Source organism: Sphingobacterium sp. R2 (assembly GCF_040760075.1).
In the GTDB taxonomy this organism is placed as follows: Bacteria; Bacteroidota; Bacteroidia; order Sphingobacteriales; family Sphingobacteriaceae; genus Sphingobacterium.
In genome coordinates, this window is the sequence record NZ_CP142884.1 from 5,247,530 (window position 1) to 5,265,839 (window position 18,310).

15 protein-coding genes are annotated in these 18,310 nt (G+C 33.7%); 8 read left to right on the forward strand and 7 right to left on the reverse strand.

What is annotated here, in order from left to right:
- From VXM68_RS21960 to VXM68_RS21980, 5 genes are all read right to left on the reverse strand, one after another.
- Positions 1–1,398 carry a restriction endonuclease subunit S gene (locus VXM68_RS21960; RefSeq protein WP_367210061.1) on the reverse strand — a complete coding sequence of 466 codons (1,398 nt, stop codon included), beginning with the start codon at positions 1,396–1,398 and terminating at the stop codon, positions 1–3.
- A gap of 35 nt (positions 1,399–1,433) precedes the next feature.
- The gene (locus VXM68_RS21965) at positions 1,434–3,512 is read right to left on the reverse strand and encodes an N-6 DNA methylase (RefSeq protein WP_367210062.1); all 2,079 of its coding nucleotides are present in this window, start codon (positions 3,510–3,512) and stop codon (positions 1,434–1,436) included.
- A 95-nt stretch (positions 3,513–3,607) separates the two neighbouring features.
- On the reverse strand, positions 3,608–5,194 hold the full coding sequence (locus VXM68_RS21970) for a DUF6119 family protein (protein ID WP_367210063.1): 1,587 nt from the start codon (positions 5,192–5,194) through the stop codon (positions 3,608–3,610).
- A 23-nt stretch (positions 5,195–5,217) separates the two neighbouring features.
- Positions 5,218–6,054, reverse strand: coding sequence for a DUF5655 domain-containing protein (locus VXM68_RS21975; protein ID WP_367210064.1), 837 nt, complete (start codon positions 6,052–6,054; stop codon positions 5,218–5,220).
- Between the two features lie 248 nt (positions 6,055–6,302).
- Positions 6,303–8,096: a hypothetical protein gene (locus tag VXM68_RS21980; RefSeq protein ID WP_367210065.1), complete on the reverse strand. Its 1,794-nt coding sequence runs from the start codon at positions 8,094–8,096 to the stop codon at positions 6,303–6,305.
- A 954-nt stretch (positions 8,097–9,050) separates the two neighbouring features.
- Between VXM68_RS21980 and VXM68_RS21985 the strand changes: the two genes are divergently transcribed.
- Positions 9,051–11,033 (forward strand): AAA family ATPase, encoded by a 1,983-nt coding sequence (locus tag VXM68_RS21985; RefSeq protein ID WP_367210066.1) that lies wholly within the window; start codon positions 9,051–9,053, stop codon positions 11,031–11,033.
- The gene (locus VXM68_RS21990) at positions 11,030–11,878 is read left to right on the forward strand and encodes an HNH endonuclease (protein WP_367210067.1); all 849 of its coding nucleotides are present in this window, start codon (positions 11,030–11,032) and stop codon (positions 11,876–11,878) included. The genes VXM68_RS21985 and VXM68_RS21990 overlap by 4 nt, the downstream gene beginning before the upstream one ends.
- A 772-nt stretch (positions 11,879–12,650) precedes the next feature.
- Here the strand turns inward: VXM68_RS21990 and VXM68_RS21995 are convergent.
- Entirely contained in the window at positions 12,651–14,036 is a 1,386-nt protein-coding gene (locus VXM68_RS21995; RefSeq protein ID WP_367210068.1) for a putative phage abortive infection protein, read from the reverse strand.
- Positions 14,037–14,289: 253 nt separating this feature from the next.
- Between VXM68_RS21995 and VXM68_RS22000 the strand changes: the two genes are divergently transcribed.
- The 5 genes from VXM68_RS22000 to VXM68_RS22020 all read left to right on the forward strand — a co-directional run bounded on the left by VXM68_RS22000 (position 14,290) and on the right by VXM68_RS22020 (position 16,407).
- Entirely contained in the window at positions 14,290–14,472 is a 183-nt protein-coding gene (locus VXM68_RS22000; protein ID WP_367210069.1) for a hypothetical protein, read from the forward strand.
- On the forward strand, positions 14,432–14,887 hold the full coding sequence (locus VXM68_RS22005) for a hypothetical protein (protein ID WP_367210070.1): 456 nt from the start codon (positions 14,432–14,434) through the stop codon (positions 14,885–14,887). The genes VXM68_RS22000 and VXM68_RS22005 overlap by 41 nt, the downstream gene beginning before the upstream one ends.
- Before the next feature lie 51 nt (positions 14,888–14,938).
- A complete protein-coding gene (locus VXM68_RS22010; RefSeq protein ID WP_367210071.1) occupies positions 14,939–15,355 on the forward strand; it encodes a hypothetical protein in 417 nt (138 codons plus the stop codon).
- On the forward strand, positions 15,304–16,062 hold the full coding sequence (locus VXM68_RS22015; RefSeq protein ID WP_367210072.1) for a YhcG family protein: 759 nt from the start codon (positions 15,304–15,306) through the stop codon (positions 16,060–16,062). The genes VXM68_RS22010 and VXM68_RS22015 overlap by 52 nt, the downstream gene beginning before the upstream one ends.
- Before the next feature lie 159 nt (positions 16,063–16,221).
- Positions 16,222–16,407 (forward strand): MepB family protein, encoded by a 186-nt coding sequence (locus VXM68_RS22020; protein WP_366770905.1) that lies wholly within the window; start codon positions 16,222–16,224, stop codon positions 16,405–16,407.
- Here VXM68_RS22020 and VXM68_RS22025 read toward each other — a convergent pair.
- Complete coding sequence (locus VXM68_RS22025; RefSeq protein ID WP_367210073.1) at positions 16,346–17,053, reverse strand: hypothetical protein; 708 nt, start codon at positions 17,051–17,053, stop codon at positions 16,346–16,348. The two genes, VXM68_RS22020 and VXM68_RS22025, sit on opposite strands and share 62 nt — an antisense overlap.
- 227 nt (positions 17,054–17,280) lie before the next feature.
- Here VXM68_RS22025 and VXM68_RS22030 point away from each other — a divergent pair, with 227 nt between their 5' ends.
- A complete protein-coding gene (locus VXM68_RS22030) occupies positions 17,281–17,796 on the forward strand; it encodes a transposase (RefSeq protein WP_367210074.1) in 516 nt (171 codons plus the stop codon).
- Positions 17,797–18,310 lie beyond the last annotated feature (514 nt).

An 18,310-nucleotide genomic window follows, 5' to 3' on the forward strand; every position in this document is an offset into this window, starting at 1 on the left:
TCATTGATTATTCTCATCAACATACTCAATAGCCTTATCTTCATTGTATTCTATAGCAATTTCTACAGCTCGCATAGCTACTTTCAACAGATTCTCACTTTTAGCTCGTAATTTAAAGCTTTCCCTTACTAGGTCAACGATTTCTTGCTGCTTATTAAGATCAACTATAGGAATAATAGCCTGCTCTATTTCCGAAGGTTTCCAGTGTTGTATAATCGAGCCACCTGCATCACGTTCAGACTGCATTTTAACGACAATTGAATTCAATACTAAAGTTAAATAGTCAGGCAAAATATTTACATCAGTCACTTCTAAATGCAATATAGCCCCAGAAGTTATATAGTCTGCATCCTCTTCTATTTTATATGCTATACCCACTGAACCATCTTTTGAAAGCAATATCGTATTTTTTTTAGGACGAATAACATTTTCAAATAATTGTTTATCCAGATAGATATCAGGAGTAGAAACTCCAAATTTATTCAAGTTTGAGATTCTAACAAAAGGTATGCCTTCTCCTTGATATGCATCCGAACCTGGCTCTATTGACTTTCTTATCTTAACTATAGAACCTAATCTCTTGTATTCCAAAAATTTAATATATTTTTCTAACTGCTCATACTTAGGTTGATAATATTCAGCATCCAAACGACCTGTTTTAAAAAAACTTTCCTTAAAAGATTTTATGTTTACAGCATCAGTAGATAATTGAATATCATGTAAACCTAGTATCTCTAATAATAATCTTTCAGCTTGAGAATATTGTTGCATTGAAGCGTTTATATTTAAATTAGAAATATCAAATATTTTCTCAATTGCGTTTTCAAATTTTACTGAAGCTAAGAAGATATCTAAATTTTTAAGATCATCTAAATTTAAACCTTTCTGAATAGCCCCTCTTTCTTTCCGATGCAGCAATTCTCTTCCATATTTGGAATTTAAATATGCTAACAAATATTTAGGATTTATTTCTGATGATCTAATTACAGTATTTTTACAACTAAAAACTGCAGGTAAATCCTGCTTTTGAATAATTGCTGCATTTCCTATTGTACCGACTACAGAAACCATCACATCATTTTCTCTTAAGTGGTATCTTGACAAACTATTATAATGTTCTTTAGACATGTATACATTGTCATCATTCATCAGCTTTAAAGGTTTGACATCTTTACCCCTTATGTATCTATAGACTGGCTCTTCAACATAGTTATCTACAGTAAACGCGGAGCCAAAAGGACCAATAAGGAAACTCACCTTTTCAGAAAGCACTCCTCCCTTTTTACTTTTCACTAAACTTTCGAATTTTAAATACCCTGGTTTATAATATTCTGCATCAATTCTACCACTATATTCTAAATTAGATTTTAATATCTCACTTACTTCTAGCCCTTTCAACAATTCGTTATATCGTTGTTCATTGAAAGGGCTACCTAAAAAAAACTAAGCTGCTCTTTTTTTGCAAATTCTATAAAAGCTTCGGCAATACCATCACGAGTCATTTGATCATGGTTAAATAGATCATGCTTTACAATCAAATGATCATGCATATCCAAAAGATACTCTTCTAAATTGATAGGATTTCCATCATATACATCGATTGGCTCTTCTGCAGGTTCTTGGCTTTTTTTGCTGCGTGCAGATTTAGGATAATCTTTTTTCTTTACATAGATTTTTTCCCCGCTATTATCTTTACTTGGTTCTTGCATAGTCGCAAAAAAGATAGGATAATCTTCTACTTTGGGGCAAAGTGGACCTACTTTAGGGTCATCGTTCCATTTTTGAACCAATAATACAGAGGTTTTAGTACCAGTATGTGGCTTAAAAACGTTGCCGTGTAATCCTACTACTCCTAGTATCCGCCCACGCTCTGAGATGTATTCACGTATTTGCTTATCACTGCTATTGTTAAATCGCCCTTGAGGTAAAACGATAGCCATTCTACCTCCAGGTTTTAAGAAATCAAGATTGCGTTCAATAAACAATATATCACGACCAACTTTTGTTTGATATTTACCATCCGCCTTTTTACCTAATTCATATTTAGCCAATATACGACTTTCTTTAATATCGCCAGCAAACGGTGGATTCGCCATTAATATATCAAACTCAAAATCTTGGTTGCTATTCTTATTAGTACGTAAAGATTTTAATCTCTTCCATCCATCATTATACGTGTCAATCCAGTCTTCATCTTTAGTATTTTCGTCCCAGCGTTCCCAGTCTAAGGTATTCATGTGCAAGACGTTGGTCTGACCATCTCCCGCAATAAGATTTAAGGTCCGTGCCACTCGAACAGCACGTTCGTCGAAGTCTATTGCAAACACGTTGTTAATTACATAATCAGTACATTCGCTCGGTTTATCTTCAAGTGTAAACAAATGGCTTTTCGTTAAACCTTTTTCCTTTAATATCTGTTCCCAGACATAAAAAATACTATGTACGGGGAATCCGCAACTACCGGCTGCGGTATCTATAATTGTTTCAGTTTTTTGCGGATTCAGCATTCTTACACACATATCAATCACGTAACGAGGTGTAAAATATTGCCCTTTTTCCCCCTTACTACTCTTGTTTATCAAGTATTCGAAAGCTTCATCTACCACTTCTAAATTGGAGTTAAAAAGCTTCACATCCTGTAAGGAAGATACACAAACAGATAAATGCGAAGGAGTAAGCATCAACCGTGAATCATCACTAAATACACCGTACCACTTTTTCTTAGCCTTATCAAATAGAATTTGTAGCTTTTCCTTTAACTCGGTTTCAGTATCACCATAATTTCTGAATTCTAGATAACGACTTTTATTCCGTCCACTCTCCATTTCATCGAATAACTTTGTAAAGATGAGCTTAAAAAGTTCTTCAAATACATCTACCCCCGCATTAGCTAATACTTCATCTTCCATTTCTAAAATCAAGTCTTTCAAAGACTTTCTTTCAGTAACCAATTTATCTTTTTTAATTAAATCATCCAGCGCCCAACGCTCCTTTAATATATCAGAAAGCCTCTGCGATGCAGCTGGTAATTCAGATAAATCCTCGAAATAATTAGGATCTTTACGATGATAATACGAAATGGACTCTCCATTACTCCATACGCCAATAGGTGCCCCTGTTGCATTACAATAGCTCTTTAATTGTTCTTTACCATCCTTTAGCTTAGGCTTTTTAAGTTCTACAATTATATATGGTGATGTAGTTTTATCTTTATCGAAAACAACAATATCTGCTCTCTTTTTCTCCCGTCCGAAAGAAACAGCATATTCTAGCTCTATTCTATCTATCGGATACAACAATTCTTGTGTCAAAACAGTAAGATACAATTGTCTGATAGCCTCTTCTGGTGTTAGCTTAATTTCTTTTCTACGAATAATACATTTGACATATGGTACATGCTTCTCCTTTACTTCTCTCAGAAATATATCAGCTTCAAACTGTTGTATTTGCTCATTTGAGAACTGGGATAATTTATAGTTAGAATCTTTTAAAAATTCGGATAAGTTCATCATTACAATTTAATAGATATTGAATAACAAAAATGTGCAAATTTATTCAAATTTTTTAATTAATCTTGCGTTAGGCTAACCCAAAAAAAGATATTATTTTATGGCAGAGCAACATAGCCAAATTTACATTTGTAACCTGCAAGTTCAAGGCTATTGCTTACAATATGGTAAAAAGTAACTTTACTAAAAAAAGGAATGTCCTGCTTCTTACCTCCATCTACCACCGATATGAATAATATTGTGTAATTTGAAGGAACATATGATTTAAACTTTTTTATATCACGGTATTTGTAGCTCTTTAAGTGCTCAACAAATTGCTTTAGCAATTTTTCATCCTGTTTTAGAATTATACCACTGAAATTTCCCTGTTGAAATAAGTGGCTAAGACTGGATGAAGATTTGCCCATTTTAACATGGATAAAGGTATTGGTATTGCCGTCGTATACATCACATACTTCATTTTTATCGTTACCAATGTATTTCAATTTAGCATCTTTATGGCCAAGGTCAAAAAGATAATGGTCTTTTAAAGCATCACAAATCGCCTTATTGTATTCTGATTCCTTGATTTTACTTTTTGTGGGAGCAGGCAGGATTTTGCTAGCATCAATAACTCTATTTTGGAAGTAATAATTAATTAATGCATAGAAATTTGGTGAGATTTCATACCAGCTCCCTTCCGAAAGGATATATCTATTTCCCTTAAAATCTACCTCCCAAGATAATGACCTTTCAAGCAACCACACTCGTCCCTTGCCTCCTTCTTTAATCTCATGAAGTCTAAAACTATCCAGCGTATCAAAAGCTATTTTCTTTCTCTCGTCCCCAATGCTTGCTTTCCAATCCATTATAGAAGGCATATCGAATACTGCTTTTTTGTCCAAATGTGTACCATCCCCCGTGGTAAAAGCAAATCCTTTAATTTCAGTATCTTCCCCGAAAAATACTGGTGGAATTAAATAAACTTCATCTAAGTTGCCACTTTTGAGCTCTTTAGAAAGCAATTTTAACAATTCGAGCTCTAGCTTTTTATCACGTACGAGCGAGATATTATCAATCCAAGGATACTCTTTCTTATATGTATCTTTTTGATACAGCTCGTAAATTTTGCTAACATATTCTTTTAATTCTACGAGAGAGTCTATTGCCTTGCCAGTCCTCAAGCTGTCGCGACCTTCGAAAGAAGTACCTAAATCCAGCTTTTCTGGCAGTTTTCCCACTATACCCCGCAATATTTCTCGATCCTTATTTATTTCAAAATCTTCAGGCGTAGTACCAACAGCAGATAATCTTTTTGTTTTCTGAGATTTCAGCTCTGGTTTTGTAGTATCCAATTGCCTAATCTCATCTTTTGGTATTGCATTAATTGCCGTCCTAAGTCCAAAATTGTATTCGATCTTTGTAGTATCAATCAAGTGAATCCCCATCCCAAAAGGAATAGCAAAATATCTATCTTTAATCTTTATTACTACGACTGCATAGGATGAAGAATTGCGAAACGGATTTGAATTTAATTGAAAACTATCTACTACAAAGCCTGCCCAGTCAGGGCTATTGCCACCACTAGCTTTGTAGTAAAGAATACATCCATCCTTCTCTTCACTCCTAAGCCGTTGTTTAAATAATTTTTTCGGATCTAATACATCCTCCTTTAACAGATAAATAGTAGGTTTTACTGTGGTCATAATTGGCTAATAATTAATCTATCTTAAATTGCTTGTTTTACAAGGCTCATTATATACTCCAAATCGTTTGTATTACGAATAGATATTTGATAATATCCTCTCCCCCATTTTGTTTTATCCGTCATTAATACTCCTAAGTTTTTAAGATCGGAGAAAGTACAATTCTGGGTATTTATATAGAGTTTCAACTCTTGAGATTGAACCACAATATCCGTTATAATTCTATTTTCTTTTTCGAAACTTATATATAGCTTCTTGGGTACCAAATTTATAGCGTCAGCTAAGTTCAAGATTGCAATTTTGTATGCTTCATACAATTCTTTTATTTGTTCAGATTTACTCTGTAGATGATCCTCTTCGGTATAAACCTTAATTTCTTGGGTGACATTGGCTATCGCTGAATTTGCTCTCTGCTGAACTTGCTTTATACTCGGAGCCGCCTTCGATTTCTTGATCGGATTTATAACAATAATATCCTGCTCATATCGCTTTAGTTCCCAAAGTTCAATCGGGAGATCCTTAAAGTTCGAGGCTTGCTTTTGAAAATCAGTGAAAGAAGGCGATACAAAAATCACCATCGACTGTGACCAGTCGATATCCGATCTTCGAAGATTTTGCTGATTTGCTTCATTGTATTCAACAATAAACTCAGCTTTATTTTCCAACATTATATTAAGATAGGAGATCCCTTGATCAACGACTGAAAAATTGCGTTCCCTCTTGTATTCAATTATAATAAAGGACTTACTCTCCATATCATAAGCCAACGTATCAAAACGCTGTCCTTTGATTACAAACTCGGATTTCACAAGTTGTAAACCTGTAATTGCTAAGAGATTCTCTTCGAAAAGTTTCTGCATCTCTATCTCAAGTTTAAAAGGAGATTCTTTCAAACCGATTAATTGATTTTTGGTATGGCTAAAAAGTTGCATAATGAAAAATACATATTTTCATATTCTATTTCAATTATTAGCGAAAGTTGCAGCAAATCTAACAATTACATTTTACCTAAAATTACGGAAAACCATAATAAAGTATCCCAACAGTTATAAATAGGTAATACTTCATTCAAGTTCTATTAAAAGGAACGTTGCTTCTCTTTTCATATTTAGATTTCCCCTTCCTCAAAGGGATTTTGGGTAGCGGCGACAATCAAAGATTCTGCCACAAGCATGAACATGTTCTTTTTAGTCAGAGATTCCATGTCATTGCCTAAATGGAGAAGCGCCGGCACCATTTGGTCATATATCCTCTTCGCTTTCCGTATTTTGTGCTCCACAGCTTTCATATCATTACCTGACTGCATATAGATATTTACTAAATGGTCAAATAGCTTTTGCTGTATATTGCTGTAGGGTCCGTCATACCAATTCTCGATAGCGTCTTCGAGTACCATCACCCATGCACTTATTTTATTAAACTTTTGGCTCTTGACGTAGTTCTCTTGTCCTGTCAGATGCTCGATTTCAAACATCAATAGCATAATCAAATCGTTTTGCTGGTAAGCATGATCCAAAATGCGGATAAGATCGCTCTTTTCGATGTCGCCTGTCTCGCTTATCGTAAGTTCATCGGTCATCCACTGCATAAGCGTATGATAAAGCTCAACCACCTTTGGAGGTTTGTCTTCTTCTCCTTTTTCTGTAAAATGCGATAAGGGCTTAAAACTTAGACTGTCTTGTAAGTATTCATTTAGGATCGCGCCGCTCTCCCTGCTTTCGTCCAGTTTGTCAAGAGGTAAATACATATCGGGAACCAACATATTTAAAATCTGTCCAAACTCTTGCATCCCTAGATCGCCTACGAAAGGCCGCTGCGTGTATCCAGTATAAAATTTAAGCTGATCTCCACTGGGTGCACGCAGTTCAAAGGACTGATCGCAAACCGTAATAATAGCGTGAGCCAAGTTTTGTTCTTCATGCTCACTTAGTGTAAATATTTTCTTATACTCATCCAGCTGCTTTGCCATCCAAAAGTATGCCTCGGCTAGGAGATCGGCCGAGTCTTCCATCACCTGACGATAACATACTTTGATCTCCTGTTCGAGCATCCTATATCTAGCCCGATCTGCCTTGAGCTCCAAATACTCTTGTTTGAATTTATAAAACTTGTCTATCAGCTGGTCTCGGTTATAACAGCGCGTAATAATTTTTAAAGAACTCAATTGTTCATCAGAAAATACTTCATCTTCCAAATTAGCAAAAGCACTGTCGAACATCCTTTTACTTGCATCTTTCGGTATGGGCTCCACGTTTACAGAAATGCCCATGCTCTGGAGCAAAAGACATTCACAAAGATGGGTAAATCGCCGGTCGCATACCTGATAGATCGTAACTTCATGAAACATAGTATCGATAAAGTTCAGAACCCTCTGGTCAACAATATCTACGGAAAAATCCATCGAACTTTGACTTTCTGTAGCAACTTCCATGGCTAATTCGCGAAATATGGGGTGACGGTCTGCCATATCAAAAAAATGACTCGGCCGGATATACAGTTCTAAGTAATCAGATTCTGTCTGCGGTAATAGATATGCTAAAGAAAGATCACTCTGCCAAAATAACCGACATTCTAGTTCGTTATAACAACTTTGATTTTGTTCGTTAACAAATCGAGTAAGGCAGTCAGCAGACAACTGTATATGAAATGTGACTATAGGCTGAGCGGGAATAGCGTATATCTCTTTTTCTTCCTCCATAAAGCAGTTGGAGAATCTTGCTGTTATATTCCTTCCGTAAAGTTCGTGGCATTTGATGGTAGCGTCATCGAAAACATGCTCGTGAAAATTAAAGATCGGCAGCGAATCTGACAGATAAAAATCGGAATGTTGCTTAGGAGTATACATTCTATCGCTGAGAAATACTTGTAATACTGGTTGCGTATCTGCATTTGCTGATTTCATAATACACTAGGGTTTTAGATTCCTAAAGCAGTGCTGTAGGTACTCATATGGGTTTATAATCAATATAGCTTAACGATCAGCCAATGATATGGCTGATCTGTTTATAACTTCAAGATATGAAATTTTAATTAATTAACCAAATAGGTATAAATAATAAAGGGTTGCATGTTCAGATTAACATACCAAATCTACGCAACAGCTACATATATTAGTCCTGAAGACACGTTTCGACATAGTACTGATAGCGTACTGGGTTAACTAGTTTCTTATAATTTTTTACAGTTATGTCGCTAGCATATTTAATACTTTATCTCTTTGGACCGGTTTCAGTTGAATCCAAGATCAAGGAAAACAGCGTATATTTCAGTAAAAATATTGCACCTAAGCCTTGTGCCATCATCTTGCTAATTATGTTAAATCCCGAGATAGTTTACTCTCGTAAGCGTTCTATATGCCGTAACTATTTTAGAAACTTAGCTTCCTATGATCTTTACATGGTAGCCTACGAAGATAACAACATCCAGCTCGTAACAATAGTGGGGCGTAGAAAAAACGGAAATTCCGATTTTTTTCTTTACCTCAACCAGTTCATCTTCTAATTATTCCTTGCTCATGGTATCCGTCTGACAAAATAATATTTATTTATCTAATCTCAGTTTTTAGCTTTAACAGTATAAACAATATTAAAGAAAATAATATGAGCGTATTTTTATTAATAAAAATCCATTATGTTAAAAAAATATCTATTTTTAAAAAAGATATTGACCTTTTCAAATTTTATTAATATCAATATTTGCTTAGCAAGCAATTGTCTTGTAAACCAATGAATAGTTTGAGAATACTCAAATTTTTCGAATGGACAAGATACAAACACAAAACACTGAGTTCCAAACGCTATTTTAATCATTATGATTCACATTTAATATATTTAAGACAAACTAGAAGAAGTGGTAAATGAAAAATCAGCTAAAAATTATTGCAGTAAACATTCTTGAAGAATGTGTAGACCATATTAAAAAGAATTTAAAAACAAATAATCCTTACCTATTTTATAATGATTATGAGTTATTGAAAATCGAAAGATCAGAGAAGTTACAAATTGTAAAGAAAGAAAGTGAAAAATTAAATTTTGATTTTTTCAATAATAACAAATCAAAAGCACCAGCAATAAGTATTAGTGCAATTGTTGGTAAAAACGGAAGTGGAAAAAGTGCATTGATTGATATAATTGTAAGACTAATAAATAACATATCCTACAAAATACTTTCTGATAAAGTAGATGCGAATCTTATGTTTGTTGAAGGTGCTTTTGCTCAATTGTATTTCACCATTGGAGATCAATACTATCTACTTCAACAGCAAGGTGAAAGTATAATACTATACCACTTTACATCAGGAAAATGGAACAATTTGAGGGACGCGAAAAAAGTCTTAGGAGAACACTTTTTCTATACAATTTTAATGAATTACTCCTTACACGCTTTCAACACACTAGAATACAAGGACGAATGGGATAAAGTAAAAGAATACAAGGATGAATTGGGTGAAAAGCAAAAAGACTGTTGGCTTCGTGGAATTTTTCATAAAAATGACGGTTACCAAACTCCTATTGTTTTAAATCCACTGCGTACAAATGGTAATATCAATATTTCGAGAGAAAATGCTCTAGCTAATGATAGATTAATTTCGCTGCTTTTCAATGAAAAAAAACAACGCAATGCTTTATTTACAGACATTAATGACAAAAATTCTGTCTATTCAATTATAATTAAGCTTGAGAGAGAAAAAATAGATAAAAAATGGAAAAAAATTATAGACAATTGGAAAAAAGCTGGCAATAGAACGGAAGATAGTTTTTTTGAAGAATTGAGAGAAAAAATTATTAATTCATGGAAGCACAAATATCAATTTAAAACCACAAAAAAAGTAGATGACGAATATGATGCGGCTTTACTTTACCTTGTATACAAGACTATCAAAGTATCACAATACGATGCATTCAACAATTTCGCTCCTTTATCCCCCTTATATTCAGAATCTTGGACTAAAAAAACAGATACGGAACTTAAAGATTTAATTGAAGAAATTGATAAAGATAAAAGTCACCTAACTTTCAGGATAAAACAAGTACTAGCTTTCCTTGAATTGCGACATATTTCAGCGAAGAATTACTCTATTGATGAATTTGCCAAATCTATTGATGGTATTAACAACCTTAGAAAATGGAGATACATCGATCTTATTCCCCCTCATTGTTTTGAAACAGATATACAATTGAAAGAAAAAAATAGTAACAAGATAACTTACTCTTTTTCTAAACTTAGTTCGGGGGAAAAACAGCTGGTGTATACTACCAGCTCTATCCTATATCATATAAGAAATCTCAGCTCAATTGAAGGTAATTTGCGTAGAGTCAAATACAATCACATAAATATTGTTTTAGACGAAATAGAACTATATTTTCACCCCGAGTTTCAAAGACAATTTGTTAATAATCTTATACTTAACATTCAAAATATGGAATTTAATATTGATAGTATCAATATTCAAATGGCAACACATTCTCCATTTATTTTGTCTGACATTCCAAAAAAGAATGTTTTGTTTTTGGAACATGGAAACAACATTGTAGACGAAATGCAAGAAGATACTTTTGGCGCAAACATTCACACTCTGTTACAGCATGGTTTTTTTCTAAATGGTGTTCCAATCGGTGATTTTGCGAAGCAGAAAATCAACCAAATGTTTGCAAGACTTCATAAGGGAGAATGTTCGGATGAATTATTTAATGAAATACTTTTAGTAGGCGAACCATTTATAAAAAGCCAATTATTGAAAAAATATAATGAACTAAAACCACTAGAGTATTCATCTTTAAAGGATGAAGTCCGAAAACTTCGTGCTGAATTAGATAATTTAAAGAATAGCAATCAATGATAAAAATCAATCGTAGTAATTTAGCAGTTATAGCAGGCTTGTATTTAAAAGAATTGAAATCGAAAAGGTTCAATAGGAAGAAAAATAATGTGCTCCAAAATTTTTGGGTAAATAACAAAGATAGAATCATTAAATCTAATGATTTAAATAGTATTATTCAAGAATTTCAGGCTTTAAATCAAGATGGCTTCGTTGACTTTAAAAAATATATGATAGGACAATATGAAGAGATATTTTATAGTAAAAAAATAGGTAAATGGTTATCTAAACAACTTGGTGTAAGAACTTGTCCATACTGCAATAGACAATACACTTTTACAATAGAAAAAGGAAGTAAAGACATCCGTCCTGAATTTGATCATTTTCATTCAAAATCAGAATTTCCTTATTTAGCTCTTTCATTTTACAATTTGATCCCATCTTGTTCTATTTGTAATCACACAAAAAATAATAATTTAATAGACACAAGTCCTTATAAAGCGGGATTTGAAGACAATTTTAAGTTTAGGATTAAAACCAAAACTGGGGAAGAGGAATCATTAGATTGGGCCTTAGAGGAAGATATAGAAATTGATTTTTCAGACACCAATTTAAATATTGGAGCATTTGCTCTAAAAGAATTATACAATGAACATATTGATTATGTGAGAGAAATAATAGACAAAGCACAAGCTTATAATCATAATTATTATACTTCGCTAATAGATTCCTACAAAGGGCTCGGTAATCAAGCGGCAGACATTGATCGATTTATTTGGGGAAATTACCTTGAAAATGCAGATCATGAAAAACGTCCCTTATCAAAACTAACAAGGGATATATTAAATCAGTTAAAAATAAAATAACAATATTTAAATTTCTATCAGCCATTGACAGCGTAGACGATTGTTTGTATTAATCGTCGACGTCATAACAAACAAACAAACAAACAAACAAACAAACAAACAAAACAGACTCTCATTGAAGAACAATGGAAAAAATGGCATACTGGCGGCGCGAAACGCTGTGTCTACGCATACATAATGGACCATAATTCACCAGCCATCATTTTCAGCTCTAGTGCGAAGACGAAGGCATTGCTGTTCAATTTATCCAGCTCGGTAAGCCTATGTAGAACGGTTAAATCGAAGTTATCACAAAGAAATTTTGGATGATCATTTATTTTCAACTTGTCAGATGTTAACTGAAATACCCAGACATGGATGTATGATATAATAAAAACAGACCCCGTGAAAAGCGTAGGAATCTCACACCAGCGGAATTATCAAAAAATATATGATACAAAAATAAAAAAATTAATTAGTAACGTTAAGAAGTGTTTATCTGTCTCGTCATACCTTGCATACTTATGAATATTAATAAATACAGGCTTTCGCCGCCTATGTGGCCTAAATTTACAAACCTATTAATCAATTTTTCAAATGATTCATAGACTTCCTGACTTATACTTGTAAACGATCATTTACAGTCAAAAGGTTTTCAAATGGTTTAAAGCCTGCCACAATTTTCATCTTCTTTGACTACTTCGTATATTACCATTCAATCTAATTTCATATTTAGGTTAATTTATATAGAGACAAAGACTAAACTCAGACGGATTTGACTACATATAAATAATCACTTTTCTTGCATTTTAATATTATCCTGATCAGATAGTTGACTTTGATAACCATGCACTTCAAAGAGATCATCACTTTTCCTTCTATTTTTCTCAAATAGAAATTGCTTATAGTCTAATGTGTTAAATATTTTATCCAAATCGATTCCCTTGATTAAGTAGTCTTGATTCAGATTATGAATCATCCTATAATCGGTAAAGAAATAGTTACCGGTTTTCGCCTTTCTCTGTTCCAAATTAATTTCCTCCCATTTTTGCCCATATCCAGATAACCAATTATAAAAAATTAATACTTGCTCTTCATTCGAGAGTTGAATTCTTAATATCTTCAAAAAGTATCGTTTTAAGGAATAATCAAATAATTCACTTTTACGTTCTGCAACGAATTTTACAATAAAATAAAGATGTCTAAAATAATGGCCTAGTCTTGTTGACTGTCCCAAAAATGGTTGGTAAACAAACGAACAAATTGTGATAGTTTCACCATTTAGACCTATTAGATTTTGTCGTTCTGTTTGACTTACTTTGTAACTCAAAGAAAATTTGATCAGGATCTTTTTAAGATAGGCTATAAAATCGACTTCAAAATCAAATTTCTGTGAAATTATCTCATCTGGTATTTTACAAACGGTAAATAAACCTTCGAAAAAGAAATAATAAGATAATCTAAACAATTTATCATTAAATACTTCTTTATAATCAGGATATCTATGTCTATAAATCATATCTATAGCTTCGTACGATTTCATTATTTCTGATTTAAAAAGAACAAATACCCTTCGACCTTGAACAATAGAACCGGAACTAGCAGACTTGATATCTATTTCAACAAATAATTCATTGACGTTTTCCTTATGGAGCCTTAATAACTCGTAAAATTGGTTTTCGAAGCTGTCAAGCTGAGATTTTCTCTGTTCGACATCTTTCTGTTCCAACCAATTCCTATTTTCATAATCAATCTGTTTATTAAATAGTTCCTTTTGCCGCTTTAGACCTTCATAAAAATGTTCTCTTCCCTGTTGATTAGCCTGATATTGTACATAAAAAGCTAAACCAGTTACTATCACGGCAGCTAACGCTACAAATGGATTTAAAATTCCACCGAAAGTATCCCCTATAGCGCCTGTATTTGTGAAATCAAATTCATTGATAAAGGCTTTTCGAGTCAAAAGAAAAGGCATCCAAAATCCTATAAAAATTAATAAGACTACTAACAATAACAAGAATTTAATTGTAGGTGTGAATTCGTTATACTTATCTTTCACAATTTGTAATGTTTTTTCATTATTGTTTGCCTTCACAATAAATAAATAGAAGCTAAATAAGATAGTTGTAATAAATAAAGTTGTAATAAACAAAGCATAAACTGCCCATAAATTGCCCATATAATATGATTGAATTTCCGGTTAATATATAACTAATTTATGTAAAAATAATATATTAACAAATTCCTTCCTTGGACAGAATTTTAGTGGACTAGTTGTTTTAAAATCAGAAAAATTAAAATCACGTGTTTTAAATCTTGAAACGCTTTTTGAGCACGGGTTCGGCATTATCCTTCCGCGCGAAGAGCAGCAAATCGAGGAGGTGATCCTTTCCTATTCTGCATTTCAGGGGAAGTACATTAAGTCGCTCCCTTTGCACAATACACAGGAAATAGTAGTAGAAAACGATGAAGAGTTACGTGTGAAACTCAATATATATGTTACGCATGATTTTGTGATGGAAAATGAAGGTGCCAAGTTCTGGCTTTCGGTACTCACCGATCTGAAACAGCGTGGTGCAAAATATACTAAGGTATGGAGGAAAGAGCACTGCTGAAAGAGGCGTATTGAATGCTTACTTAGCAAATGCTAAACAAAGTTGGGTGGATGTTGAGGATATTGCCCTGGTAGCAGCTAAAGTCATTGAATCGCCTGCTAAACATGCCGGACAAACATACAGACTAGGCTATGATGCTAAAAACTACGCAGAAATAGCAGAACTGATGACGGATATTATTGGTAAGCCGTATACGTATATCCCCTTACCTCCAGAGGATTTTCTTCAGGATATGATTGCCGCTGGTGCAGAGATGAGTTATATTACCTGCGTGTACGAACATTGGAAGCTATACGCAAATGGTCTGATACCAGGAGCCGATGAGGTCTTTGATAATTTCTATGCCATAACAGGTAAGCAGCCCACAAAATGGCCTGAATTTATTGCAAAACATAAAGAGCAGCTTAACTACTAATCCCTATTTGTAATTTAGCAAACAGAAACATGCATTTTTTAATTTAAAGATATGGATTTTGAAATAATGTATTCTGAAAAGAAAGAAACCTTAATGGTAAACGGACCGATTAAGAATAACCATTATACCCTTTTATTATGTGAAACGGGGGCTGCATCTATTCAGATAGGGTATCATCAATTTGAACTTGTTCCAAATATAATAGCCATTCTTTCTCCAGATCAATTGTTCTCGATCAGTAACATATCCGAAAATTTGCATGTGAAGCAAGTTATGTTTACCAAAATTTCCTTACACAAAATATTTTTGAAAGATAATATTGTTGAAGAATTGTTGACGTTGAATAGCAAATACCCACCAGCATATGATCTCAATGAAAAAGCTCCATTAGACAAGAAACTAAAATTGTCGCCACAGTGGGGCGACAATTACATCCACAACCCCAAGACATCAGAAATACCATTGTAGCACAGTTGAGTTGGTCGCACCACCGCACAATCTTTTCACGGTGCAAAACCGAAGAAGAGCGAGAGTTTTACTTGCGTATGAGTATCAAAGAAAATTATAGTGTTCGGGAGCTTGACCGCCAAATTAACGCAAGCCTGTTTGAACGCGTTATGTTGGGCAAAATAAACATCGCATCATTGCCCAAAGAATTTTCGCAAGATATTACGAATGCTTTCAAAGACAGTTATGTTTTTGAATTTCTGAACTTGCCCGAACCACACAGCGAAAGCGACCTGCAAAAAGGCTTAATCAAACAGATGAAAAACTTTATCTTGGAATTGGGCAGGGACTTTATTTTCATTGATGAAGAATACAAAGTACAGGTAGGCAACAGTGATTTTTATATTGACCTTGTGTTTTATCATCGAGGTTTGCAATGCTTAGTAGCTTTTGAACTTAAAACCGAAAAATTTAAACCCGACCATTTGGGGCAACTCAATTTCTATTTAGAAGCATTAGACAGGGACGTAAAGAAACCTCACGAAAACCCGAGTATTGGCATCTTGCTTTGCAAGGATAAGGAAAACGAAGTTGTAGAATTTGCATTGAGCCGTTCACTTTCCCCTGCAATGGTTGCCGAATACCAGACCCAATTGCCCAATAAAGAGCTATTGCAACAAAAATTACACGAGATTTTCGAGAACAATAATATCGAAGATAGGCAATAGACAGTAAAAAATATTGAGAGGTAAAGAATTGTGTTTTATTGCCAACTCTGTAAATTTTTCAATTCATCATAATCCAACAATAACCGTAGCAAGCATACAATGATTGAAGAGTTAAAGCTTATAGAAAGTTGGCTTTTAAAAACGGACGGTTTATGAATCTTGAATATACAAGGAGAAGCCGAATGTAAGGAATACGATGGGTATAATTTTAATGTTGGAACGCTTAAAATAAAATATAGAAAGGCGAAAATTACGCCAAAGAAAATTGGACAGTTTGTGACACTCAGCGCCTCAATAGCTGTCTTATGGAAACCAGATGACCAAATAACACAATGGGCACTATAAATGTTGGCAACCAACTAAACGGAAAATTTAAAATAGCTATGTTAGGTTGTTCAAAGGCGAATTTTTGTACGGGAGATGGTGCGGAAAAAAAAGCATTTATGACAATGTTAATCAGAAGACCAAGACAGACAAGGTTCCAAATCAAAACTGTTTTATGGCTAATCTTTCCTTTTGCTAACCCAAAGTATGCAATTAATGGCGCGGTTATGCCTGCGATAATATCAAAATTTCTCCCCTCAAAAGTCATTAACTCGGGAATAGCATTGTTCAGAAAAAGCCACAACAGCACTATCTCTACAGGAATTCTGACTGTATTCAAATAAGTAATGTTTGTTAAAGAGAGGCTGTCAACCAATTGCCGTCCCTTTTTCATTGCGAACAAGGTCACAATTGTTAAAATTGGCGGTACAATCCCAAACAACAATATTTTGGGAGGAAATGAATTTGTGTCAGAATTGTACGTGTTTTTAAGAGACAGAACAGCTTGAATGATTAACCACACTATCAAACCGATAATGATTTTGGTTGAGTGTTGTCGCGTAGTTGGGGATTCTGAAGTCTTAATAATCCAAGAGAACATAAAAAGCGTTACGACGGTTGTCAATCCAAAAATTAAAGGAATGTATATGGGTAAATTTGTTAACATCTTAGCCTAATAAGTTTGCAAGGTATAAATATTTTCTATTAGCATCCTTTTCATAGGGCAAGAAATTGAAAACAGCTAAATTCCCCTCTCATGGTGTTAAACTTTAATTTGGAGAATATGTCAATAGTGAAGTAAAAAAGAGACTGTAAAATAGACTGTGTCAAGGATAATAATAAGAAGTATTATTATCCTTGACACAGTAATTATGAGTATTAAAAAAAGCGATTTTGATTTTGATTCAGCGCTCCGGCGGTAATCGGCGTAACGGAAAGTCCAGTAAGAAGATCCGAACTTCGGAGGGCACGATCAATATCGAAACACCCCGTGACCGTAGATCTAACTTCGAGCCCCGTTTGGGAGCTGGTAATGGTGGACTTGACTGGAATATCATCAAAGACATGCTTTTGAGCTCTCTCAAAGATTTAGATTGTGAAATTATAATTTATGAGCCAAATAAAGCTGTAAAGGAAATACTAAAGAAAGAAAGAGTAGCCTTAACACCTGCTCGAGCAATGTTATTATCTGTATTGTTCGAACTTGTAAAGAATGGCGAGTTTATCTCAGAATTTTCAGCTGAAAAAGTTGCTTACTTCTTGCAGAAGTTTGGGGCGAAGGATGTCTTCAAACTTGAGTTCAAACAAAACTTTTACGTTCCATATTCAGGTAAAGTAAAACATGTACTTTATTATTTAAATCGAAGCTATATTACTGTGTACAGTGCAAAAGATAAAAACCATTTATAGAAGTCGGCATTATTCTAGAGTCTGAAAAAGAAGTGAATGACTACCAAAATAAGCCGGAAAACAACTAATATTTTGATATTACGAATAAAACTAAAAGTTTCTAAGTGGATTTTATTCGGATTTCGGATTAGAGTTGTTATCAACGGTAGATTTTCTAAAGGTGACTGAAAACATCAACACAGTTGATCAAATAATCGGAAAGATCGAAAATTGGAGTGATCGTAAAAAAACTTTGTTTGCGACAAAACAAAACTTTGTTAAAGTTGCTCTTGATAATATAAATCAAAACCTCCGTTTTACATCATAGTATAAGTAATTTCTAAACATTGTCAAAGAACTTTTTAGTTCTAATGGACTGATAATTTGTTTAAGTTTTAATTTGCAATCCCGCCTAATTCGAGCATTTTTTTTAATAGAAAACTTATTAAATATACTCAATAGATGTTAGAGCTCAAACGATTTCACATTTTTTATTCACCTAACTTTATAATACAGCGTCAACAGATGCTTCTTT